Source organism: Arthrobacter sp. MW3 TE3886, assembly GCF_041262145.1.
Taxonomy (GTDB): Bacteria; Actinomycetota; Actinomycetes; order Actinomycetales; family Micrococcaceae; genus Arthrobacter.
The window spans coordinates 1,451,606-1,474,050 of sequence record NZ_JBGCAN010000001.1 but is presented as its reverse complement, the minus strand read 5'-3'; the positions used below and the strand labels follow the sequence as shown (position 1 = coordinate 1,474,050).

The window sequence follows — 22,445 nt, the reverse complement described above, 5'->3', positions numbered from 1 at the left end:
GCGACGGCGTAGGGGTCGGCGCCCGGCGTTGTTGCCAGGGCGATGAGCAAGGAATGCACGGTGAGGAACCTTCTGTGGAGCTGGTGTCTTTTCTGCGGTGGCTCTTCTACAGCGTCATTTCAACAGCGTCTTTTCTGCAGCGCCATTTCTACACTGGATAGAAGAGCCCTTTCGTTCCTATCTTAGCCCGGCGAAGAGGTCCGTTTCGGGCAGTTCTGCCGGGATCCGGGATTCGATCAGGGAGTAGTCCTCCCACGGCCAGACCTTGCGCTGCATGGCCGGAGAGACCGCGAAGAAGAATCCTTCCGGGTCCACCTGGGTCCGGTGTGAGCGGAGGGCGTCGTCGCGGGCTTCGAAGAAATCGCCGCACTCGACCTGGGTGGTGGTGGGGTGCGTCGGCTGCGGAGGGGTATGCCCCTCGGCGTCGGCTTCCAGCCACGCGGCGAGCCGCTCGGCATACGGGGACTGCAGTCCGGCCGCCTCCAGCGCGGAGTGGAGGGCGCGGAAGCGGTCCGGGCTGAAGGCGCGGTCATAGTAGAGCTTGCTGGGCTCCCAGGGTTCCCCGGCGTCCGGATACCGGGCAGGATCGCCGGCCGCCGCGAAGGCCTCGACGGCCACCCGGTGCGCCATGATGTGGTCCGGGTGCGGGTAGCCGCCGTTCTCGTCGTAGCTGAGGATCACGTGGGGCTTGAAGTCCCGGACCAGCCGGACCAGCGGCGCGGCCGCCCGCTCCAGCGGCTGCAGGGCGAAGCACCCGGGCGGCAGGGCTGGCAGGGGGTCGCCCTCCGGCAGCCCGGAATCGACGAAGCCGAGCCAGCGCTGCCGGATGCCGAGAACGTTCGCGGCGGCATCCATCTCCAGCCGGCGAGCCCCGGCCATATCGCGTTTGGGGTGCGGCTGTCCCTCCATCGCGGGGTTCTGGATGTCGCCGCGGGAGCCGTCGGTGCATGTGGCCACCAGGACGTCCACGCCGGCAGCGGCATACATCGCCATCGTGGCGGCACCCTTGCTGGATTCGTCGTCGGGATGAGCATGGACCGCCAGCAGGCGAAGCGGTGCTGACGGGCTGGGGGATGCTGTCATCGTGGGACGGCTCCTCTTTCTGCTGTTCTGCTCTGTTGGGGGTGCGGCTTAATCTGTACGGGCAGCCGTCCGGAAATATCCCGGTCCGATCCACACTAAACTGGACTGGTGACTTCCGAGGACCAGCCTGCCGCGCCGGCACCTACCAGCCTATCCAATCGTTACGGTGGCCAAAAGCGCGCGCTGTCCCGCAAGGTCAAACGCAACATCCTGATCGCCGCCCTCGCCGTGGGCATTGCCTTCCTGGCCTGGGTGTCGACGTCGGCGGCCATCGGAGGTGTCAGCTTTAAGGATGTCGGCTACAGCACCCCCGACGCCACGCTGACAGAAATCGACTTCCAGGTCACCAAGGACCCGGCAGCGGCGGCGAAATGCGCCGTGAAGGCCATGGACTCGAAGTTCGCGATTGTCGGCTGGAAGGTTGTGGACATCGGGCCGAACGCGGCCGATGCCGGCACGGACGGCGGACGCACCACAGCCCACCGCATCCAGTTGCGCACGGAATCCCAGGCGGTCTCCGCCGTCGTGGACAGCTGCTGGATTCCCGACGCCGGACACTAACCGGACAACAGGCCGCGGCAAGCGCCGGTAACACGGTGTGATCCACACCGCAGTCCTCTTTGGTTTATCCACAGGATTGACTACAATGGATCAATACCTTTCCCCCGCTGAGCTGGTTACTGCGTCATAAAAGTGGCCACCGTGGCGGGGTCTTTGCTTGTATGACCACCCAAAGGAGAAGTCCGTGTCTACCACCAACAGCGCAACTGCGGCTTGGCTTACCCAGGAAGCTTTTGACCGCCTGAAGGCAGAGCTGGACAACCTTTCCGGCCCCGGCCGGGCAGAAATCGTCCAGAAGATCGAAGCCGCGCGCCAGGAGGGCGACCTCAAGGAGAACGGCGGCTACCACGCTGCCAAGGAGGAGCAGGGCAAGATCGAGGCCCGCATCCGCCAGCTCACGGCCCTCCTCCGGGACGCCCACGTCGGCGAGGCCCCGGCCGATGACGGCATCGTGGAGCCCGGCATGATCGTCGTAGCCAAGATTGCCGGCGACGAGGAGACCTTCCTGCTCGGCTCCCGCGAAATTGCCGGCGACTCGGACCTGGATGTCTTCAGCGAGAAGTCCCCCCTCGGCGCGGCCATCGTCGGCCACAAGGAAGGCGACAAGCTCAGCTACACCGCCCCGAACGGCAAGGACATCACGGTGGAGATCATCTCCGCCAAGCCGTACGCCGGCTGACACCGCAGCACGCCCTGTTCCGTGACGGAGCACGTTCGCAGAACGGCCACCACAGAACGGCGACAAGACAGCAGAACAGCGACGCCGGTCTCCCCTTCGCGGGGAGGCCGGCGTCGCGTTTTCCGCTTGATGGCGGGGCCGCTTGATGGCGGGGCCGGTTGGGCCAGTCGGCTTGGCCGGAGTCCCCGGCGGGTCCTCTTGCCGGGGATTCAGCGGCGGGCGGGCAGCGACCCCGGGCGCCTGGTGCTCAGCAGCAGCGCCGCTGTGATGCCGCCGATCGCCCCGCCCAGGTGGGCCTGCCATGAGACGAAGCTGGCCACGGTGGGCAGGATTCCGAACAGGATGCCGCCGTAGGCCATGAACAACACCACGGACAGCGCTATCTGCCACCAGTTCCGGTTGATGAAGCCGCGGACCAGGAGGAACGCGAAGAGCCCGAACACCAGCCCGGAGGCGCCCACCGTGACGCTGGCGCCGCCGATGAGCCACACCACGAGCCCGGACGCCAGCCAACTGGCGGCCAGGGCGGTGATGAACACCCGGTGCCCGGACAGGAACACGAGGAACCCGAAGATGATCAACGGGAGCGTGTTGGACATCAGGTGGGCCAGGCTGGAGTGCAGCAGCGGAAACGTCAGGATGTCCAGGATCCCGTCCAGGCTCCGCGGCCGCAGTCCGAAAGTGCGGTTCAGGGAGTGGAACAGGGCGGTGTTGAGGATCTCGATCAGGTACAGCAGCACCACGAAGGAGCCCACCACCAGCAGTCCCCGGCGGGCCCGCACCGCGGTGCTGTCCCCCTCCCGCGGCGGCCCGCCCGGAAACGCGTCGCTCACCATGGCCCCTAGTGCACCACGATCGGCTGGAAACCCTCGGCGCGCAACGCCGCCAGGACCTGGCTGCAGTGCTCGTGGCCCTTGGTTTCCAGATTGACGGTGATGGAGACGTCGCCCATGCTGATGGAGCCGCCCACCCGGGTGTGGTCCAGACCCGTGACGTTGGCGTCGTTCTCGGCGATGATGCGGGCGATCGTGGCCAGCGAGCCCGGACGGTCGTCCAGCATCATCCGCACGGTCATGTACCGGCCGGCGGCGGAGAGGCCGCGCTGGATGACCTTGAGCATCAGCATGGGGTCGATATTGCCGCCTGAGAGGACCACCGCAACGGTTCCCGGGTTTTCGATCTTGCCTTCCATGAGCGCCGCGACACCGACGGCCCCGGCGGGTTCCACCACCATCTTGGCGCGCTCCAGCAGGAAGATCAGCGCCCGGGCCAGGGCGTCCTCGCTGACGGTGACGACGTCGTCGACGAGCTCGCGGATGATGCTGAAGGGCAGCTGGCCAGGCCGGCCCACGGCGATGCCGTCGGCCATGGTGGACACCTTCTTGAGCGGGACGAGGGCGTCGGCGGCGAGCGAGGGCGGATAGGCGGCAGCGTTTTCGGCCTGGACGCCGATGATGCGGATATCGCGGCCAAGTTCCTTGGCACGTGCCTTCACCGCGACGGCGACGCCCGCGAGGAGTCCGCCGCCGCCGACACCCATCAGGATGGTGTCGACGTCGGGGACCTGCTCGAGGATCTCCAGCCCGACCGTCCCCTGGCCGGCGACGACGTCGACGTCATCGAAGGGGTGGACAAAGACGGCGCCGCTTTCATCGGCGTAGCGCTTGGCTTCCGCCAGCGCCTCGTCCACGTTGTGGCCATGCAGCACCACCTCGGCGCCGTGGCTGCGGGTGGCCGCGAGCTTGGGCAATGCGACGCCGAGCGGCATGTAGATCCGGGCCTTGATGCCCAGGCTCTTGGCTGCGACAGCCACACCCTGGGCGTGGTTACCGGCAGAGGCCGCCACGACACCGCGCTTCTTTTCGGCGTCGGAGAGCTTGGCCATCCGCACATAGGCGCCGCGGACCTTGAAGGAGCCGGCGCGCTGCAGGTTTTCGCACTTGAGGAAGACCTCGCCGCCCACCGTGCTGCCGAGGGCCCGCGAAGACTCCACGGGCGTCCGCGTAATAATCCCGTCGAGCAGCTTCTGCGCCTCCAGGACATCGTCCAGCGTGACGGGCAGGCTCTCAAGGGTATTCACGAACTGTTCTCCTTCTTTGGATCAGGCGTCGGTGCCCCGTCCGGCATCGCTGCCCGGAGCACCGCTATTGGGTGCGGCGCCCTCGCCGCCGGGGTTTGCGCCCGGCAGGTGGACGTCTGTGAAGGTGGTGTCTGCGCCGGGTTCGGGGGCAGGACCGCCCCCGGCTCCCGCGGTTGCCAGCACTTCATCATGTTCCCACGTTCTGCCCGCAATGTAGCGAATCGACGAGTTTGCTACGGCAAGGATCGGCACGGAGAACAATGCGCCGGGGATCCCGGCGAGGTAGGAGCCCGCCGCGACGGACAGGATCACGGCAACGGGGTGGAGCGAGACGGCCTTGCCCATGACGAGCGGCTGCAGGATGTGGCTTTCGAGTTGCTGGACGCCGAGCACGATCGCCAGCATGATGAGGGCGTTGACGGGCCCGTTGGCGACCAGCGCCAGCAGCACGGCGATCGCGCCCGTGACCAGCGCGCCGACCACCGGGATGAACGACCCGAGGAAGACCAGCACGCCCAGCGGCAGCGCGAGCGGCACGCCAATGATGGCGGCGCCGACGCCGATTCCCACGGCGTCCACGAACGCGACGAACATTTGGATGCGTGCGTAGCTGACCATCGAGGTCCAGCCGCGGCGGCCCGCGCCGTCCGTGGCGCGGCGCGCCTTCCGGGGCATGAGGCTGACGAGGAAGGCCCAGATCCTGTCGCCTTCGAGCAGGAAGAAGATCAGGATGAACAGCGCCAGGACCAGGCCGGCGGCGAAGTGCCCGGCAGTGCTCCCGAACGTCAGGGCCCCGCTGAGGATGCTGCTGCTGTTGTTCTGCAGAGCGGCGGTGGCGTCCTCGATGTACTTGTCGATCTGTGCGGCCGTCAGGTGCAGCGGGCCTTCCGACAGCCAGGTCTGTACCTGCTGCACACCCGTGAGCGCCTGGGACCACAGCTCACCGAAGCCCTGCACGAGCTGGCGCCCGACCAGGGTCAGGGCGCCGACGATGAGGCCGATGAAGCCCAGCACCGTGATGGCGACGGCGAGGCCCTTGGGCACGCGCCGGTTGGCCATCCAGCGCACTGCGGGGCTCAGGAGCCCCGCGAGGAGGGCGGCCACCATGACGGGGATGATGAGGAAGCTGACATGGCTGAGCAGCCAGACCAGCAGCCCGATCACGAGCAGGATGAGCCCGCCGCGCCACGCCCAGCCGGCGGCGATCCGCACGCCGTAGGGAATGTCCTGGTCGATCTCCCGGTCGGTCCGTACCCGGGCCACGGCACGTGCGCCGGTCCCGGCCGCGGAATAGGAGGGGCTTGTGGCAGGTGCGGCGTCCTCAGCTGGCGTCATAGCCCCATGATTCCGTAGGCGACGCCCAATAGGAAACCAGCAACCAGCAACCAGCAACCAGCAACCAGCAACCAGCAACCGGCCACCCGCAACAGCCCTGGCGACGGGCCGGGCGACGGGCCGGGCGACGGGCCAGGGCACCGGCCCGGCGACCGGCCGGCGTTGGGCCGCCGGGTCCGCCTGTGGGGTCAGGGTGTGGTGGCCGTCAGCGCGGCGGAGATGCCCCAGGTCATGGAGAACTGCTCCCCCGGTGCGAGCCAGCGCAGGCCCTCGCCGCTGTTGAACGCGTTGGCGGGACCGGTCATCGGCTCGATCGCGACCGCCTTCGACCGGCCCGGAAATTCCGTCGTGACAAAGACATGGACGTAACCGCAGCTCGCGTCCTGCCACAGGCTCACCGTCCGCCCGTCGGGTGAGCGCAGCGTGTGCCGCGCGACGCCGCCGTCGAACTCCAGGTCCGTGTAGGCCGAATCGAGGTCCAGGGTCCCCACCGGCCGCCCGCCGCGCAGATCGAAGTCGCCGCTGACCGGTTCACTGCTGCGCGGGATGAGGCGGTCGTCGGCGACCAGCCTGGTCCGGGCGTCCACGCTCACGGTGAGGTCCTCGCTGGGCACGTCGCCCAGCCGCAGATAAGGGTGTGCGCCAAGCACGAACGGCGCGCGGTCCTGGGAGTCGTTGATCAGGGTTTGGCGCACCACCAGCCCCAAGTCCTCGGCCAGTTCATAGCGGACCCGGTGCCGCATCAGGAACGGGTAGCCGTGCTGCGGGAAAACCGCCGCTTCCAGGGTTACGGAGAACTCGTCCTCGTCCACGAGTTCGTAGGAGGAGTTCCGCAGCAGACCGTGGCTGGCGTTATTGCGGGAGACCTCTGTGATGTCCAGCTGCAGCTTCTTGCCGTTGAGGTGCCAGACGCCGTCCTCCACCCGGTTGGCCCACGGTGCCAGCGTAATTCCGGTGGCACCGGGCGCAATGTCGGCATCCCCGTAGGTTTCCGTCAGGGCGGTTCCTGCGCGGCTGTAGAGGCGCAGGCCGGCGGCGAGTTCGGTGACGACTGCCAGGGCGTCGCCGCGCCGGAGCTCGTACTGCCGGCCGGACGCGTACCGCCGCATCGTGTCATTGGCGGCGGAGACATTGCCGGAGGCCGGGGGTGTCGCTGAGAGATCCATGGTGACCACCGTACAGCGCGCACCACACAAACAACCCCGCGAACCCGTATACCTTGGACCCATGACTTCCAGCAGCGCAGGCGCCAGGCCATGAATCCACCCCTGGACAGCCGCGGGCTCGCCGCCCGGTTTGAGACGGTCTTTGGCGCCAGGCCCGACGGCGTGTGGCGGGCACCGGGACGGGTCAACCTCATAGGCGAGCACACCGATTACAACGAGGGCTTCGTCCTGCCGTTCGCCATCGACCGGGCAGCCCGGGTTGCCGTCCGGGTCCGGCCGGATTCCACCGTGCGGATGCTCTCCACGTTCGGCAACCAGGGGCTGACCACCGCCGAGACCGGCTCGCTGGCCCGCGCCAGCGCCAGGGGCTGGACAAAGTACCCGCTCGGGGTCATCTGGGCCCTGCAGCAGCTGGGCCTCCAGGTTCCCGGCGTGGACCTGCTCCTGGATTCCGAGGTCCCGCGCGGCGCGGGCCTGTCTTCCTCCCACGCCATCGAATGTGCCGTGATTTCGGCCCTGAATGGGCTCATGGAGGCCGGCCTCTCCGTGCAGGACATGGTCCTGGCCACCCAGCGGGCGGAGAATGACTTCGTCGGCGCGCCCACCGGCATCATGGACCAGTCCGCCTCGCTCCGGGCCACGGCCGGGCACGCCGTCTTCCTCGACTGCCGCGACCAGAGTGTCCGGCTGGTGCCGTTCGACGCCGACGCCGCAGGTTTGGTGCTGCTGGTCATCGACACCCGGGTTTCCCATTCCCACGCCGACGGCGGGTACGCGGCCCGGCGGGAATCGTGCGAACTCGCCGCCGAGGTCCTTGGCGTGGCGGCGCTGCGCGATGTCGGTCTCGAGGACCTCGAGGAGGCCAGCGGGCTTCTGGACGAGGAGACGTTCCGCCGCGTCCGGCATGTCGTCACCGAAAACCAGCGGGTGCTGCAGACGGTCGAGCTTCTGGACACCGTGGGCCCGGCCGCCATCGGCCCCCTGCTCGACGCGTCCCACGCCTCGATGCGCGATGACTTCGAGATCTCCTGCCCGGAACTGGACCTTGCCGTGGACACGGCGCGGTCGGCCGGCGCGATCGGAGCCCGCATGACGGGCGGCGGCTTCGGCGGCTCCGCGATCGCCCTGACCCCGGCGGGATCGGCGCAGCAGGTGCGTTCCGCCGTCGAACGTGCCTTTGCCCGGGCCGGGCATGCCGCGCCGGAGATCTTCCGCGTCAGCCCCGCGGCGGGGGCCATGCGCCTGTGCTAGGCGGGGCGTAGTCTGGGCGCATGCCCGAAGCTGTCATCGTTTCCACCGCCCGGAGCCCGATCGGCCGCGCCTTCAAGGGGTCGTTGAAAGACGAACGGCCGGACGATCTCGCCGCCGCCATGATCACTGCGGCCCTCGCCGGGATTCCTGCGTTCGACGCCGCCGCAGGTCCCGGCCGCGGCCTGGACGACATCTATCTGGGGTGCGCCGAGCCGAGCGGCGAGGCCGGCTCCAACATGGCCCGTGTGGTCAGCATCCTGGCCGGGCTGGACAACGTTCCGGCAGCCACCATCAACCGTTTTTGCGCTTCCAGCCTGCAGACGCTCCGGATGGCGTTCCACGCCGTCAAGGCCGGCGAAGGCCAGGCGTTCGTGGCCGCCGGCGTGGAGGCGGTGTCGCGCTACCGGGACTGGGCCGGTGCCGGCGAGACGGACGCGGGCACGCACAATCCGCGCTTCGCGGCGGCCCGGAAACGCACCGAGGCCCGCGCGGCCTCCAACACCCCGTGGACCGACCCGCGGCTGGGCGGCCGGATGCCGGACGTGTATATCGCCATGGGCCAGACGGCGGAGAACGTCGCCACAAGCTACGGCATCACCCGCGCGGAGCAGGACGCCTGGGCGGTGCTCAGCCAGAACCGGGCCGAGGCGGCCATCGCCGCCGGGTTCTACGCCCGCGAAATCACCCCTTATACCCGTGCCGACGGCTCGGTGGTCGATCGTGACGATTCACCGCGTCCCGGTGTGAGCGCGGAGGCCGTCGGCGCCCTGCAGCCCGTTTTCCGCAGTGGCGGCACCGTGACGGCCGGGAACGCGTGTCCGCTCAATGACGGGGCCGCCGCCGTCGTGGTCATGAGTGACTTGCGCGCCCGCGAACTGGGCCTCGAACCGCTTGCCCGGATCGTCTCCACCGGGGTCAGCGCCCTGTCCCCGGAGCTGATGGGCATGGGCCCGGTGGAAGCGACCCGCCGGGCGCTCACGATCGCCGGGCTGACCATCGGGGACATCGATCTCGTGGAGCTCAACGAAGCGTTCGCGGTCCAGGTGGTGGCCAGCGCCCGGGAACTCGGCATCGATCCGGAGATCCTCAATGTCCACGGCGGCGCCATCGCGCTCGGCCACCCCTTCGGGATGACCGGCGCACGCATGACCGCCACGCTGCTCAACGGGCTCCGCGCCCGCGACGCCTCCCTCGGCCTGGCGACGCTGTGCGTCGGAGGCGGCCAGGGCATGGCAGTTGTGTTCGAGCGGCTCCGCTGAGCGATTACAGGTGAGCCGCTGCGGCAGCCACCGTCGGCCGCATACGCCAGGAGCCCCACCATTGGGCGGGGCTCCTGGCGGGGCAATCTGGGTCGTTGAGGAACGACGCCGGTTTACTCGTCGCCGCGGAGGATGGCCAGCAGTCGGATGATCTCGACGTAGAGCCAGACGAGCGTGACCGTGAGGCCGAAGGCGGCGGTCCAGGAGAAGCGCTGCGGGGCTCCGGCGCTGATGGCCGCCTCGATGGACGTGAAGTCCATGATCAGCGAGAAGGCGGCCAGGCCGATCGCCAGGATGCCAATCAAGACGCCGAGCGGTATACCCATGATCTCGACGCTGGTGCTCAGGCCAAACGGCGTGGTCACGGCCCCGGTCATCATCATGAACATGTTGACGAGCGCGAACACCGCATAGCCGATCAGGGCGATCATGAAGAACCGCATAAGCTTGGGCGTCGCCCGGACCTTGCCGCTCTTGAACAGCACGAGCGTCACGGCGAAGACGGACAGCGTTCCGACGACGGCCTGGATGCCGACGCCCGGGAACAGGTTGTCGAGGATGCGGGTCAGGCCGCCGAGGAAGAATCCTTCGAGCAGGGCGTAGGCCAGGATCAGCCCGGGTGACGGCTGCTTCTTGAAGGTGTTGACCATCGCGAGGGCGAAGCCGCCGAGAGCCCCGAGGATCATCAGCATGGATCCGGTGCCCTGCGGGACGGCGAGCGCCACTGCGGCGCCAACCACCAGGATGCCGAGGCACCCGGCGGTCTTGATGATGACGTCGTCGTACGTCATCCGGCCGATGTCGGCCGGGCCGGCGGCCGGGCGGTTGTACAGGTCCTGAAGCTGTTCCTGGGTCATGCCCTGCTGCGCCGAATTCCACCCGCCCTGGGCCGGGCCCTGGCCGTAGCCGGTCTGGCCATAGGGGTTCTGGCCGTACGGGGCCTGGCCATACGGGTTCTGGCCGTAAGGGTTCTGGCCGTACGGGGCCTGGCCGTAAGGGTTCTGGCCGTACGGGGCCTGCGGGGCAGGCGGCGCCTGGGTGGCTTCGCGGAAATTCTTTCCGCTGAAGATCGGGTTTCCGCCATGTGCCATTGCGGGTGTCCTCCAAAATAAGGGGGTGGGTGATGTTCCGGTGCGGTGCGGACTAGACGAAACGGGATTCTATATAGTCACGCTACCAATTCCCACGGCCGACGGGGAGGGATAGTTCCCCGCGCGGGCCGCCGCAACCGAACCGTGACCTAAGTCCGCGGGTTCTTCAGGCCCGGTATGTCCGCAGACGCCGGCCGGGCAGTGCGGGTTGCAGCAGTGCCGGCGGCCAGCAGGCCGGGCTGTCCGTCACCGCGGAAATCGTCCAACCGCTTCGACGGGTCCCCCTTCGGCTCCGGGAGCGGGCCGGGAACCGGCGCCGGCGTTCCCGTGCCGCTGTTGACAATGACGTCGTCGATGTAGATGTCGGCCATTTGCTGATCGTGTTCGGAGCCAAGCTGGAGCGTGTCGAGCGTCGTCGCGGAAATACTGACAGTGCCGGCGTAGACCGAGCGCCCGTCCCACCAGATTTGGACCTGGGTCCCGGAGCCGTTGGGGACCACGTGCATGACGAGCCGGTGCCAGGAGTCAGTAGGGACGTCCCGCCGCAACGTGGTGTAGGTGAACCCTGCGGGTGAGGAGGTGCGGAGCACCAGCTCATGGGAGACGTTCTGCCGGAATACATCCAGGACGCGGACGCCGGCGGCAAAGAACCGGAAGTAGGGAACATTGTTTCCCGCCATTCCTTCGGCAGCGATATTGAACCATCCGTCCGCATACGCCTCGGTGGTCCCGGGGGTCAGGCCCACCGTCAGCCTGGCGATGGAGCCAGGCCCGGCAGTGGTGTGCAGGAGGGCGGCACAGTTCCCGGAGCGCGAGAGCCCGGTGGACACCGAGGCATTCCCCGTCCCGGCCGTGGATACACCGAATCCGTCCAGGGTGCCCGCCTCGAAGCTGGACGCGGCCGCCTGGATCCCCGGATAAGGGTCTGTGAGTGCCGCTGTGGAGGGAACGCAGGCCTGCGCCCCCGCGGTCTCGGGGCCGAGGCTGAGCGCCGGAAGGCCCAGGATCGCCAGCACCAGCGAACCCGCGAGGCACAGCTTGACCACCCGGTTCATCAGTCGGCCCTCCACGATCGGCCCCTGCCATCGGCGCCGGCCGGATTCCGGAACGAAAGGACTCCTGTTCTGACCTTCGGTTCCGGACTCCGGTTCTGGCGCTCTTCGCACCATAACTCGGGAGGACTTGGAAAAAGCTTGGAGCTGGCGGTTCCGCGGGCCGGAGCGGGCGTGCCCGGCAGCCCGCATCAGCCCCGGGTTGGCCCGGCGAATTATGGGCCGGCCCGGCCACTGTTTAGGCATACTCGGAATCAACAAAAGTTTTCTTTAGCGGGGCTACAGCGAGGTGCCGCCGCGACTACACGGTTGTTACCCGATCGCGACGTTCTGCCTGCTCGCAGCGGCATTCATTGCCTCGCCCGGGCTGTAGCATAGGCCACACAGGGTGACGGACATCACAACACGTGATCGTATTGCGAGACGCTCGTCCCCTGACCGTTCGCAACGGTTGCAAAGGCGCAACCCACAGCACCCCCATGTGGAGGTTTTCAATTTGAGAAGCACAACGAGCGGCCTGTCGCAGAGACGGCGCGGCAGCCTACTGAGGGCTGTGGGGGCAGTATTTGCCGCCATGGCTGCGCTACTGCTCATCGTGGCCCCGGCGTCCAGCGCCACGACCCCTTCGCCGACACCATCCCCGTCGGCCACCCAGTTCACGAACAGCATCAGCGGCTTCCTGCGCGGCGACGACCGCGCCCCGATCCCCGGGGTAACCATCACCGCCACGAGCGGCGATTTCACGGGAACCACGAAATCGGGAGCCAACGGCGCCTGGACCATCGGCGTCCCCACCCAGGGAACCTACAAGGTCGAACTCGACGAGTCCACGCTTCCGCAGGGCATCAAACTGGCCGAGGGCCAGGAGAACCCCCGCAACGTCACCTTCAGCCAGACCTCCAACCTCTCGGTGATCTTCACCTTCGGCAAGGGCATCGTCGTCGAGCAGCAGAACTTCATGCAAAACCTGCTCAACCGGCTGGTGGCAGGCCTGAGCTTCGGCCTGCTGCTCGCCCTCGCGGCGGTGGGCCTGTCCCTGATCTTCGGCACCACCGGCCTGACCAACTTCGCCCACGGTGAGATGGTCACCCTGGGCGCGGTACTGGTGTTCGCCTTCAACCAGATGCAGCTGCCGTTCTGGCTGGCCATCATTCTGGCCGTCATCGGCGGCGGATTGTTCGGCTACGTCCAGGACGCGGGCCTGTGGAAGCCGCTGCGGCGCCGCGGAACCGGGCTTGTTCCGATGATGATCGTCAGTATCGGCCTCGCCCTGTCCGTGCGCTACATCATCCAGTTCTACTTCGGCGGCGCCACCCAGCAACTGCCGTTCGCCCAGAGCGTGGAAATCCTGATCGGCCCGATCTCGATCTCCCCCAACAACCTCTTGTCCCTCCTCGTCAGTGCCGTCGTGATCGCCGTACTCGGCGTCGTCCTGCTCAAGACCCGCCTGGGCAAGGCCACCCGCGCCGTGGCCGACAACCCGGCGCTGGCCGCAGCCTCCGGCATCGACGTCGACTCCGTCATCCGCATCGTCTGGGTGGTCGGCGGCATGCTCGCCGCCCTCGGCGGCATCCTCTGGGCCTACTACCGGCCCGGCGTCACCTTCGACATGGGCTCGCAGATCCTGCTGCTCATCTTCGCCGCCGTCACCCTCGGCGGCCTCGGCACAGTCTGGGGCGCCCTGGTCGGTTCCATCATCGTCGGCATCTTCGTTGAGCTGACCACCGTGTTCGGTCTCGCAGCCGACCTCAAATACGTGGGAGCGTTGTTCATCATGATTGTTGTCCTCTTGTTCCGCCCTCAGGGCATTCTGGGCCGCAAAGAGCGCGTGGGTTAGGAGACAGCCATGGATTTCGGATTCATATTTTCCAGCGCCGCCGGCGAGCTCTTCAGCCCTACGACAGCTGCCTATGCCCTGGCCACCCTCGGCCTCGCGGTTCACTTCGGCTACACCGGCCTGCTCAACTTCGGCCAGGCAGGCTTCATGGCGGTGGGGGCCTACGGCTTCGCCATCTCCACCTTGACGTTCCATGTGCCGTTCTTCGTCGGACTGCTCGTCGCCGTCGTGGCCTCCGCCATCTTCGCCCTGCTGCTGGGCATCCCGACGCTGCGGCTGCGGGCGGACTATCTGGCCATCGTGACCATCGCGGCGGCCGAAATCGTGCGGTACATCGTCACGACCAACCAGCTGACCGCCATCACCGGCTCGGCTAACGGCCTTGCCGCCTTTGAGGGCGATTTCTACGCGATGAACCCCTTCCCGCCGGGAACCTATGTTGGCATGAACAACCGCGACTTCTTCATCCGAGTGGTCGCCTGGTCAGTCGTGGCCATTTTCTGCACCTTGGTCTGGCTGCTGATGCGCAGCCCCTGGGGCCGTGTGCTCAAGGGCATCCGCGAGGACGAGAACGCCGTCCGCTCGCTCGGCAAGAACGTGTACGCCTACAAGATGCAGTCCCTCATCATCGGCGGCGCGCTCGGTGCCCTGGCAGGCATGATCTTCACGATTCCCCGCGGTGCGGTGCAGCCGGCCAACTACGGCACGGAACTGACGTTCTTCCTCTACACCTGCCTGCTGCTCGGCGGGCTCGGCACTGTGCTCGGTCCTGTGGTCGGAGCCATGATCTTCTGGGTGGTGCTCTCGCTCACCCAGGGCATCCTCTATGGCCTGATCGAGTCCGGCACCATCACGTGGCTGAACACGGTCCAGGCCGGGCAGCTGCGTTACATCCTGGTCGGCGTGGCGCTCATGCTGCTGATGATCTTCAGGCCCCAGGGCGTTCTCGGCAATAAGAAGGAGCTGGCATTCGCATGAGCATTCCAAGCGAAGAGTCACGGGACGAAACCCGCAGGTCGGAAGAAATCGACTACATGACGGACACCCGTCCGATCGCCGCCGGCGAGATCGCGCCCGGTTGCAAGAAGCGTGATCCGATCGTGGTGGCGGAGAACGTCACCCGCAGCTTCGGCGGCATCAACGCCGTCGACGTCCAGTACCTCGAGATCCCGCGGCACAAGATCACCGCACTGATCGGCCCCAACGGCGCCGGCAAGACCACCTTGTTCAACCTGCTGACGGGATTCGACACCCCGAACTCGGGTACATGGCAGTTCGAGGGCAACAACATCGCCGGTGTCTCCTCCTACAAGGTCGCCCGGATGGGAATGGTGCGCACGTTCCAGCTCACCAAGGTCATGGGCAAGCTCACCGTCATGGAGAACATGCGTCTCGGCGCCTCCAACCAGACCGGCGAACGGCTGTCCAAGGCCCTGTTCAAGGGCATCTGGGGCGGCCAGGAAAAGACGATCACCCAGCAAGCCAACGGGCTGCTGGAGAAGTTCAAACTGGACGCCAAGAGGGACGACTACGCGGCGTCACTCTCCGGCGGGCAGCGCAAGCTGCTGGAAATGGCCCGCTCCCTGATGGTCCGGCCCAAGCTGGTCATGCTCGATGAGCCCATGGCCGGCGTCAACCCGGCGCTGACACAGTCTCTGCTGGACCACATCAAGAACCTCAAGGCCGAGGGCATGACGGTCTTGTTCGTCGAGCACGACATGAACATGGTCCGCCACATCGCCGACTGGGTGGTCGTGATGGCCGAGGGCAAGATCGTGGCGGAAGGGCCTCCCGCCGAGGTCATGAAGAACCCCGCCGTGATCGACGCCTACCTCGGCGCCCACCACGACGTGGATCTCGGCGACGCCGAGGGCATCAAGGAACTGGCCGCGGAGCTGGTCGCCGACGAGGAATCGATTGTCGGCACTGAAAACGCCGGAATCATCTCCGCCGACGTCCTCACCACCGAGGCGGAGGAAGCGGCGGCGAACGGGACGACGCGCGGCCGCCGCAGCGCAGGAGAGCCGAACCGCGCCGAAGAGCCGAACCGCACAGAGAAGGACACAGAATGAGCGCCACCAGCGCGGCACCGGCCGCCCAGCCCGCCTTCGATGGCGACTCGGTCGTGAAGGTCACCGATCTGGTGGCTGGTTACATCCCCGGCGTCAATATCCTCAACGGCTGCAGCATCGAGGCCCGCAAGGGTGAGCTGATCGGCATTATCGGCCCCAATGGCGCCGGCAAGTCCACGCTGCTGAAGGCCATGTTCGGCCTGGTCAAGGTCCACTCCGGCTCGGTCGTGGTCCGCGGACAGGACATCACCGGCCTCAAGGCCAACAAGCTGGTCACTAAGGGCGTCGGCTTCGTTCCGCAGAACAACAACGTGTTCGCCGCCCTGACCATCGAGGAAAACCTGCAGATGGGCATGTTCCAGCGGCCCAAGGACTTCGCCAAGCGGTTCGACTTCGTCTCCGAACTGTTCCCGGAGCTCGCCAAACGGCGCGCCCAGCGGGCCGGCTCGCTCTCCGGCGGCGAACGCCAGATGGTCGCCATGGGACGGGCCCTCATGATGGACCCGGCCGTACTGCTGCTCGATGAGCCCTCCGCGGGCCTCTCCCCTGTCAAGCAGGATGAGACCTTCCTCCGGGTCCACGAGATCAACCGGGCCGGCGTCTCCGTCATCATGGTGGAGCAAAACGCGCGCCGCTGCCTGCAGATCTGCGACCGCGCCTACGTGCTGGACCAGGGCAAGGACGCGTACACCGGTACTGGCCGGGAACTCATGAAGGATCCCAAGGTCATCCAGCTCTACCTGGGGACGCTAGCCGACACTGTCGAATAAGCACTTCGGGCAGAATCCCCTCAGGGGCCGTCACCAGCCGGTGGCGGCCCCTTTGCGTGCCCGGCGGCGCCTGTTAGGGCCCCAGGGCCTCCGACCACGCCTCCGCAGCCTACGACGGCGTCACGCGGCGTCTGCACCACTCCCCCGGCACCACCACCGCTCCCCTCGCAAGCTCGGCGGGGATCCCCGCCGCCGTGGGCCCACCCGGCAGCCCCCTGCGCTCCGCGGCAGGACGACGACGGCGTCACGCAGCGCGGAGTTATGGTCGGGCACCCAGCGGGCTAAGCCGCAATCCCGGCGTCGAGCTATCCATGCGGGCCAAAAAGTCTGCTGCGCGTGACGCCCCTCCCCGGCTCCCACCGACACGCAAAAGACCCCCGTCCGGACTGGACGGGGGTCTCTTGCGTGTCGGTGGAAACGGCTTACAGCTTGCCGAATTCTTCCTTGACCGGCTTGTAGGTGTTGTCATCCTGGAACTCGTAGATGCCGATGTAGGCTTCCGTCGGGTCGCCGGCGTCGGAGAACGTTACGGGGCCGGACTGGCCGTCGTAGTCGATGTCCTTACCGTTGCGGAGCAGGGTGACGCAGGTCGGGAACGTGTTGCACTTATCCCCGCCTTCAGAGACTGCCTTGAGCTGGGCTGCGATATCGGTGCCCTTGGTGCTCTTGGCGGCCTCGGCAGCGAGTGCGATCAGGTTCACGGCGTCGTAGGACTCACCGGAGTAGCTGTAGTCCTTCAGCGCCGGGTCGATCGCCAGGAGCTTCTTCTTGAAGTCCTCCTTGGCGAAGGTACCCGGGATGGTGCCCTGTGCGCCCTTCAGGGTGCCCGCCTGGAAGTCCTTGCTGTAGTCGGACATGTTGCCGTCCACCATGAAGATCTGGGTGGGCTTGACGCCCTTGCCCGTCATCAGCGGGACGATGCTCTTGGCCTGGTCGAAGGTGATCAGGGCAATGGCATCCGGCTTGGCGGCGAGAACCTTGTCCACCTGGCTGCTGAACTGGGAATCGCCTTCATTGAAGAGCTCCTGGGCAACAACCTTGCCGCCGGCCGCCTCGAAAGCGGACTGGACGTTCTTTGCAAGGCCGGTTCCGTAGGCGTCGTTCAGGACGATCATGCCGACCGTCTGGGCGCCACAGGTGGCCATGTAGTTGCCGAGGACCTTGCCCTGGAGCACGTCCGAGGGGGCGGTGCGCCAGTAGAGGCCCTTGTCATCCCACGCAGTGAAGTCCGGGGAGGTGTTGGCCGGGGAGAACTGGACGACGCCGGCACCGGTGATCTGGTTGATCACGGTCTTGGAGACACCCGAGGAGGCTGCGCCGACGATGGCGCTGACGCCCTGTCCGAGCAGAGCCGTGGTGGACTGGGTGGCGATGTCGGTCTTGGTGTCGCCGGAGTCGCGGTGGATGACCTCTACCGGCTTGCCCAGGACGCCGCCTGCATCGTTGACCTCCTTGATGCCGAGGTTGACGCCTGCAATTTCGGGCGGGCCGAGGAAGGCCAGCGAGCCCGTCGTCGGCAGGAGCGAGCCGATCTTCAGGGGTGTGGGGGTGGTGGTGGCCGAAGCGGGGACAGTGCCCGCTTCGCCGGCGGCGCTGGTACCGCCACCGGTGGCGCTGGGTGCCGGGCACGCGATTCCCGCGGCCGCGGCTGAGCTGGATCCCGACGAACTCGGGGCGGGTGAACCGCCACAAGCCGTAGCCAGAAGGGCGACGCCGAGGCTAAGCACTGTGAGCTTAGCGACGCGGGGCGCAACCCGGGGGAGTGAAGTCATGTACAAGCTCCTCGATCTAAAGGTGCGAACGGCCTTTGACGCGAAAGATCAGGTGTTCCTGATTCCACTTCAAGCTAGTGCAATTTCGACGTGAAAATAAGTGACTACGGTCACATCCTTATAACACTCGTTGCATAGAGGAAATCTGGACGGTTGCTGTGGACGTTTTTTGGCGGGGGCGACAGCCCGGAATGGCCGGAGGGCCAGGGAACGCCGAGGGCCGGGCCGTGGTCCGGGCCAGGGGGCGCCGAGGGTCAGTCCGCTCGGCCGCGGGGGTGCCTTAGGGCGGCGCGTAACACAGTGCCCCAGGTGGGACTCGAACCCACAACACGCGGATTTTAAGTCCGCTGCCTCTGCCAATTGGGCTACTGGGGCGCCCGGTCAATGGTATCCCGTCGCCGGGCGGTTCAGCCCGCGAAAGGGTCTGCGTAGCGGAAGGTGCCGCTCACGCCGCCGGGCCAGACTGCGAGCGGCAGCAGCTGGAAGTGCGCGGCCCAGCCGGCCTCCGGCGGCGCCACCCCGAGCGACGTGGACGGAACAAAGCCGAAGCGGGAGTAATACTCGGGGCTGCCCAGCAGCGCAATCCCCCGCTCCCCCGCGGTGTTGGCCCGCGCCACGGTCTCGTTCATGAGCGCGGTGCCGATGCCGTGGCGCTGCAGCCGCGGCACCACCCCGATCGGCCCGAGCCCGAGCAGCTCCAGCTCGCCCACCCATCCGCGGGTACTGATCACATGCCCCACGATTTCGCCGTCGAGTTCCGCAACGATGCTGAACGCCGGCAGGTATTCCTGGCACTCGAACAACCGGGCCAGCAGCTTCACCTCCTCAGGTTCGCCGTCGACGTGCTCCCCGGTGGCGGGCGAGATGGCAAACGCGGCGGCGGTGAGGGCGAGGATGGCGGGCCGGTCCGCTGGTTCCTCGCTGCGCAGGACGAGCTCCGGTGCCGGCCTGTGCTCCCCGTTGGCCGCGACGAGTTCGTGCAGTACCTCCAAAGCCCGTTCGGCATCCGCCACCCGGCACCAGCAGGTGGTCATGGTGGAAGCCGGCCAGGACGTTGCAGCTGATCTTTGCCTCGGTCAGGGCGGCACTGACGGCTGCCGTCAGGCCGATCGCCTCCAGCGAAGAGTGCACCTGAAGCGTGATCCAGGCCGCGACGAAGTCGTAGGAGAGCCCCAGGCTGTCCGCTTCCTTCCGCGGCAGCACGACGGTCAGCCCTTCCGCCTCACGGACGGCAGCCGAGATTGCCCCGGCCAGGGGCTTGCCGTGCGGCCACAGGGCGTAGACGTATTCGCCCTCGCGCAGTTCAGGGTGCATGGTGGCCAGGAGGGCGTGCAGGTCCTTTTCAGCTGTCATGGAGCCAGTCTAGGCGCGGGTCCTGCGCTCCTGTCCGCTCCCGGCGCCCTGCGGCGGCTGCCCGCCACGAAAACGGCGGCCGCTCCCCCTGAGGGGAACGGCCGCCGTCGAAGGCTCGGATCAGGCTACTTGGAGTCGGCCGGAACAGCTTCCTTGGTGTTGTTCTTGGCAGTGTCGTTCTTCGCACTGTCGTGCTTCGCAGTGTCCGCAGGTGTGCCCGCAACAGGGGCAGCGGCAGGCTTCGGGGCCGGCGTCGCCGCGGCCACGAAGGCGCCGCGCGGGTTGTCCAGGTCCATCAGCTGCGTGGTGTCGCGGCCCAGGAAGAAGGCCCAGATCCAGCCGGAGATGACGCGGATCTTGCGCTCGACGGTGGGGATGGCCATGCCGTGGTAGCCACGGTGTGCCAGCCAAGCGAGCGGGCCCTTGAGGCCGATGCGGCCAACCAGGTTGATGTTCGCCACGCCCTTCCATTCGCCGAAGCCGGCGACGGCGCCCAGGTTCTTGTGCTTGTAGTCCTTGAGCGGCTTGTCCCAGCGGGAGGCCCACAGGTTCTTGGCCAGGCGCTTGGCCTGGCGCAGCGCGTGCTGGGCGTTCGGCACGCAGGTGCCGTCCGGCAGGCCGCTGCCCGTGAGGTCGGGGACGGCAGCGACGTCGCCGGCGGCCCAGGCGTTCTCGATGATGCCCTCGTCGCCTGCGATGCGCAGGTCGGCCAGGACGCGGACGCGGCCGCGCGGCTCGAGCGGGAAGTCGGTGGAGCGGACCATCGGGTTGGCCTGCACACCGGCAGTCCAGACCAGGGTGTCGGTCTCGAATTCCTGGGCCGGGCTCTTGTCCGGGAGGTTGATGAGCTTCAGGGAACCCTCGGCGTTGTCCAGGGAGGTGTTCAGCAGGACCTCGATGCCGCGGCTGCGCAGGTGTTCGACGACCCATTCGGCCTGCGGTGCCGTGACCTCGGGCATGATGCGGCCCATCGCCTCGACCAGGACGAAGCGGACTTCCTCCTGCTTGACGCGCGGGTTGTTCTTGACTGCGGCGCGGGCGAGGTCTTCCATTTCGGTGATGCACTCGATGCCGGCGAAGCCGCCGCCGACGACGACGAACGTCAGGGCGCGGGCGCGCTCAACGGGGTCCGTCATGAGGGAACCGGTCTCGATCCGCTCGAGAACCTTGTTGCGCAGGGCGACGGCCTCTTCGATGGTCTTCAGGCCGATGCCCTTGTCCGCGAGGCCCTTGATCGGGAACGTGCGGGTGATGGCGCCAGCGGCCAGCACGACGTCGAAGTAGGGAATCTCGAAGGTGTCGCCACCGTCGGAGGGTGCGACCACTGCCGTGCGGTTGGCGTGGTCGATCGAGGTGACGCGGCCCTGGATGAGTTCCGTCTGCTTCAGGTGCTGGCGGTGCGAGACGACCGCGTGGCGCGCCTCAATGTTGCCGCCGGCAACTTCCGGCAGGAAGGGCTGGTAGGTCATGTAGGGCAGCGGATCCACGAGGGTGACGATGCCACCTGCATTCGCGATCTTTTTCTGAAGTTTGAGGGCTACATACAGGCCGACGTACCCGCCGCCGACGACGAGTACCCGGGGACGGTCCTGGAGCTGAAGGGAGGATGCCATACCTCAAGAATACAGTAGTTTGTGAAAACCTTCACTAACTATGACGGCCTGCTGGAGTCCACCGGATTGACGGCCTCGGGCTCGGCCCTGCCGGGCTCCTCCGGCCCGTCCGGCCCGTCCTTTGGCGGCGTGCGCATGGCGGCCCGCAGCTGGAAGGCGGCGGCCGCAATGATTCCCACGAGCAGGGAACCGAAGCCCAGGACCACCGCTGCCGGCACGGCACTGTCCAGCTGGGACGGCTTCTCCGCGACCGGCACCGTCGCTTCGGGCAGGGTGGGCGCGGCGCTGGAGGGCGCGGACTCCGCAGCAGGTGCGGTCGTGGCGAGGTTTCCGCGCCGGTGGACCCGGATCCAGTCCGAAATGGACCCCAGCGGATTGACTTTGGTCTCCGGGACGTCGGCCTTGAGTGCGGCCTCGGCATTCAGCACGCCGAAGCCGTACAGCGGATCCTTCCCTGGCGCACCGGCGTCCTTGGCCGTGGTGACGATCCGGTTGATGACCTGGCTCGCGGACATCTCGGGCCATTTGGAACGAATCAGGGCCGCGACGCCGGAAACAATCGGCGTGGCTCCGGAGGTGCCTGCCCAGTCGGCATAGCCGCCGCCGGGCACGCCGCCGACCAGGTCCTCGGCGGGAGCTGCGACGCCGATGCTGATGCCCTGCGAGGAGGAGTCGATGCTGGCCACGCCCGTGCGGTCCAGGCCTGCAACGGTCAGGACACCGGGGATCGTGGCCGGGGCGCCGACCTGGACGTTGCCGCCCACCCGGTTGCCCGCCGCGGCGACGATCACGACGTCCTTCTGTTCGGCGTAGAGGAATGCCGCGTCCCAGCTCTGCGGCCATTCCGGCGACGTGCTGCCGAGGGAGATGTTGATGACGCGGGCGCCGTTGTCGACGGCCCACCGCACTGCCTCCGGGATCTGGTCCTGGTCGCTCTTGCCGCCCGGGTTGGCGGAACCGAGCCAAGTGGAGACGGACAGCAGCTGGGCTTCCGGGGCGACACCGACGACCCCGTCAGGGCCAACGGCCGGGCCGACTGGAGAGCCAGTTGCGCTGGCGCTCGGTTTGGGAGTGGCCTCGGGCGGCTGATGCCCCCGCCCGGCGAGCATGGTGGCCACGAGGGTGCCGTGTTCGGGTTTGGCGCCGATACTCCCCTGGCCGTTGGCCTTGCCGGCGCCGGAAATGTCGGCGCCGCCGGCGAGCACGCCGCCCAAGTCCGGATGCCGGCCGTCCACGCCGCTGTCAATTACGGCGACCTTGACGCCGGCCCCCTTGGAAACGTCCCAGGCTTTGGTGATGCCGGACTCGGCGAGCCAGTATTCCTTGTCCCGCCAGGAGTCGGCGTAGGCGGGCGCGGCCAGGGTCAGCCCCGCCGTGGAGGCCCCGCCGGCGAGGGCCAAGGCCATCAACGCGGAGGCGGTCCGGCGGCGCCGGGCTGTTGCTCTGGTCATTCAGGTCCTATCGGCGGATG

20 protein-coding genes and 1 tRNA gene are annotated in these 22,445 nt (G+C 67.4%); 8 read left to right on the top strand and 13 right to left on the bottom strand.

Annotation, left to right across the window (positions count from 1 at the left end):
- Positions 1–177 precede the first annotated feature (177 nt).
- Positions 178–1,083 (bottom strand): mycothiol conjugate amidase Mca, encoded by a 906-nt coding sequence (gene mca / locus ABH915_RS06740; RefSeq protein WP_370119194.1) that lies wholly within the window; start codon positions 1,081–1,083, stop codon positions 178–180.
- A gap of 108 nt (positions 1,084–1,191) precedes the next feature.
- On the opposite strand from mca, the gene ABH915_RS06735 reads away from it, so the two are divergent.
- Together ABH915_RS06735 and greA are read left to right on the top strand one after the other, a co-directional pair.
- Complete coding sequence (locus ABH915_RS06735) at positions 1,192–1,644, top strand: DUF4307 domain-containing protein (RefSeq protein ID WP_018774711.1); 453 nt, start codon at positions 1,192–1,194, stop codon at positions 1,642–1,644.
- A gap of 184 nt (positions 1,645–1,828) precedes the next feature.
- Complete coding sequence (gene greA / locus ABH915_RS06730; protein ID WP_018774712.1) at positions 1,829–2,323, top strand: transcription elongation factor GreA; 495 nt, start codon at positions 1,829–1,831, stop codon at positions 2,321–2,323.
- A 209-nt stretch (positions 2,324–2,532) separates the two neighbouring features.
- Here the strand turns inward: greA and ABH915_RS06725 are convergent, their stop codons facing one another.
- From ABH915_RS06725 to ABH915_RS06710, 4 genes are all read right to left on the bottom strand, one after another.
- Positions 2,533–3,159, bottom strand: coding sequence for a rhomboid family intramembrane serine protease (locus ABH915_RS06725; protein WP_370119189.1), 627 nt, complete (start codon positions 3,157–3,159; stop codon positions 2,533–2,535).
- Positions 3,160–3,164: 5 nt separating this feature from the next.
- On the bottom strand, positions 3,165–4,403 hold the full coding sequence (ilvA, locus tag ABH915_RS06720) for a threonine ammonia-lyase (protein ID WP_026537791.1): 1,239 nt from the start codon (positions 4,401–4,403) through the stop codon (positions 3,165–3,167).
- 21 nt (positions 4,404–4,424) lie between these two features.
- Positions 4,425–5,738 (bottom strand): AI-2E family transporter, encoded by a 1,314-nt coding sequence (locus ABH915_RS06715; protein WP_370119185.1) that lies wholly within the window; start codon positions 5,736–5,738, stop codon positions 4,425–4,427.
- A gap of 188 nt (positions 5,739–5,926) precedes the next feature.
- On the bottom strand, positions 5,927–6,904 hold the full coding sequence (locus ABH915_RS06710) for an aldose 1-epimerase family protein (RefSeq protein WP_043422775.1): 978 nt from the start codon (positions 6,902–6,904) through the stop codon (positions 5,927–5,929).
- Between the two features lie 90 nt (positions 6,905–6,994).
- Between ABH915_RS06710 and galK the strand changes: the two genes are divergently transcribed.
- Together galK and ABH915_RS06700 are read left to right on the top strand one after the other, a co-directional pair.
- The gene (galK, locus tag ABH915_RS06705) at positions 6,995–8,155 is read left to right on the top strand and encodes a galactokinase (protein ID WP_370119181.1); all 1,161 of its coding nucleotides are present in this window, start codon (positions 6,995–6,997) and stop codon (positions 8,153–8,155) included.
- A gap of 20 nt (positions 8,156–8,175) precedes the next feature.
- A complete protein-coding gene (locus ABH915_RS06700; protein WP_370119179.1) occupies positions 8,176–9,414 on the top strand; it encodes an acetyl-CoA C-acetyltransferase in 1,239 nt (412 codons plus the stop codon).
- Positions 9,415–9,527: 113 nt separating this feature from the next.
- Here ABH915_RS06700 and ABH915_RS06695 read toward each other — a convergent pair whose 3' ends face one another.
- The gene (locus ABH915_RS06695; RefSeq protein WP_370119177.1) at positions 9,528–10,505 is read right to left on the bottom strand and encodes a Bax inhibitor-1/YccA family protein; all 978 of its coding nucleotides are present in this window, start codon (positions 10,503–10,505) and stop codon (positions 9,528–9,530) included.
- Positions 10,506–10,654: 149 nt separating this feature from the next.
- The gene (locus ABH915_RS06690) at positions 10,655–11,575 is read right to left on the bottom strand and encodes a hypothetical protein (RefSeq protein WP_370119175.1); all 921 of its coding nucleotides are present in this window, start codon (positions 11,573–11,575) and stop codon (positions 10,655–10,657) included.
- Positions 11,576–12,131: 556 nt separating this feature from the next.
- On the opposite strand from ABH915_RS06690, the gene ABH915_RS06685 reads away from it, so the two are divergent.
- From ABH915_RS06685 to ABH915_RS06670, 4 genes are read left to right on the top strand one after another with little or no spacing between them, the layout of a single operon-like run.
- A complete protein-coding gene (locus ABH915_RS06685) occupies positions 12,132–13,394 on the top strand; it encodes a branched-chain amino acid ABC transporter permease (protein ID WP_231494292.1) in 1,263 nt (420 codons plus the stop codon).
- Between the two features lie 9 nt (positions 13,395–13,403).
- Positions 13,404–14,372 (top strand): branched-chain amino acid ABC transporter permease, encoded by a 969-nt coding sequence (locus ABH915_RS06680; RefSeq protein WP_370119171.1) that lies wholly within the window; start codon positions 13,404–13,406, stop codon positions 14,370–14,372.
- Entirely contained in the window at positions 14,369–15,466 is a 1,098-nt protein-coding gene (locus ABH915_RS06675; RefSeq protein WP_370119168.1) for an ABC transporter ATP-binding protein, read from the top strand. The genes ABH915_RS06680 and ABH915_RS06675 overlap by 4 nt, the downstream gene beginning before the upstream one ends.
- Complete coding sequence (locus tag ABH915_RS06670; protein WP_026537799.1) at positions 15,463–16,236, top strand: ABC transporter ATP-binding protein; 774 nt, start codon at positions 15,463–15,465, stop codon at positions 16,234–16,236. The genes ABH915_RS06675 and ABH915_RS06670 overlap by 4 nt, the downstream gene beginning before the upstream one ends.
- 422 nt (positions 16,237–16,658) lie before the next feature.
- Here ABH915_RS06670 and ABH915_RS06665 read toward each other — a convergent pair whose 3' ends face one another.
- The 6 genes from ABH915_RS06665 to ABH915_RS06640 form a co-directional block, all read right to left on the bottom strand.
- A complete protein-coding gene (locus ABH915_RS06665; protein WP_018774725.1) occupies positions 16,659–18,008 on the bottom strand; it encodes an ABC transporter substrate-binding protein in 1,350 nt (449 codons plus the stop codon).
- Positions 18,009–18,309: 301 nt separating this feature from the next.
- Positions 18,310–18,383 (bottom strand) — tRNA-Leu (locus tag ABH915_RS06660).
- Positions 18,384–18,415: 32 nt separating this feature from the next.
- Positions 18,416–18,874, bottom strand: coding sequence for a GNAT family N-acetyltransferase (locus ABH915_RS06655; protein ID WP_370124952.1), 459 nt, complete (start codon positions 18,872–18,874; stop codon positions 18,416–18,418).
- The gene (locus tag ABH915_RS06650; protein ID WP_370119165.1) at positions 18,834–19,361 is read right to left on the bottom strand and encodes an ACT domain-containing protein; all 528 of its coding nucleotides are present in this window, start codon (positions 19,359–19,361) and stop codon (positions 18,834–18,836) included. Before ABH915_RS06650 ends, ABH915_RS06655 begins: the two co-directional genes overlap by 41 nt.
- A gap of 125 nt (positions 19,362–19,486) precedes the next feature.
- A complete protein-coding gene (locus tag ABH915_RS06645) occupies positions 19,487–20,974 on the bottom strand; it encodes an NAD(P)/FAD-dependent oxidoreductase (protein WP_370119163.1) in 1,488 nt (495 codons plus the stop codon).
- Positions 20,975–21,012: 38 nt separating this feature from the next.
- Entirely contained in the window at positions 21,013–22,425 is a 1,413-nt protein-coding gene (locus ABH915_RS06640; protein WP_370119160.1) for a S8 family serine peptidase, read from the bottom strand.
- Positions 22,426–22,445 lie beyond the last annotated feature (20 nt).

Bases quoted from the DNA above. Each gene is read 5' to 3' on its own strand.
- ABH915_RS06675 (WP_370119168.1), top strand. From the start codon at position 14,369: ATGAGCATTCCAAGCGAAGAGTCACGGGACGAAACCCGCAGGTCGGAA.
- ABH915_RS06695 (WP_370119177.1), bottom strand. From the start codon at position 10,505: ATGGCACATGGCGGAAACCCGATCTTCAGCGGAAAGAATTTCCGCGAA.
- ABH915_RS06715 (WP_370119185.1), bottom strand. From the start codon at position 5,738: ATGACGCCAGCTGAGGACGCCGCACCTGCCACAAGCCCCTCCTATTCC.
- ABH915_RS06685 (WP_231494292.1), top strand. From the start codon at position 12,132: ATGGCTGCGCTACTGCTCATCGTGGCCCCGGCGTCCAGCGCCACGACC.
- mca (WP_370119194.1), bottom strand. From the start codon at position 1,083: ATGACAGCATCCCCCAGCCCGTCAGCACCGCTTCGCCTGCTGGCGGTC.
- ABH915_RS06650 (WP_370119165.1), bottom strand. From the start codon at position 19,361: ATGACAGCTGAAAAGGACCTGCACGCCCTCCTGGCCACCATGCACCCT.
- ABH915_RS06665 (WP_018774725.1), bottom strand. From the start codon at position 18,008: ATGACTTCACTCCCCCGGGTTGCGCCCCGCGTCGCTAAGCTCACAGTG.
- ABH915_RS06680 (WP_370119171.1), top strand. From the start codon at position 13,404: ATGGATTTCGGATTCATATTTTCCAGCGCCGCCGGCGAGCTCTTCAGC.
- ABH915_RS06725 (WP_370119189.1), bottom strand. From the start codon at position 3,159: ATGGTGAGCGACGCGTTTCCGGGCGGGCCGCCGCGGGAGGGGGACAGC.
- galK (WP_370119181.1), top strand. From the start codon at position 6,995: ATGAATCCACCCCTGGACAGCCGCGGGCTCGCCGCCCGGTTTGAGACG.
- ABH915_RS06710 (WP_043422775.1), bottom strand. From the start codon at position 6,904: ATGGATCTCTCAGCGACACCCCCGGCCTCCGGCAATGTCTCCGCCGCC.
- ABH915_RS06640 (WP_370119160.1), bottom strand. From the start codon at position 22,425: ATGACCAGAGCAACAGCCCGGCGCCGCCGGACCGCCTCCGCGTTGATG.
- ABH915_RS06700 (WP_370119179.1), top strand. From the start codon at position 8,176: ATGCCCGAAGCTGTCATCGTTTCCACCGCCCGGAGCCCGATCGGCCGC.
- ABH915_RS06645 (WP_370119163.1), bottom strand. From the start codon at position 20,974: ATGGCATCCTCCCTTCAGCTCCAGGACCGTCCCCGGGTACTCGTCGTC.
- ABH915_RS06670 (WP_026537799.1), top strand. From the start codon at position 15,463: ATGAGCGCCACCAGCGCGGCACCGGCCGCCCAGCCCGCCTTCGATGGC.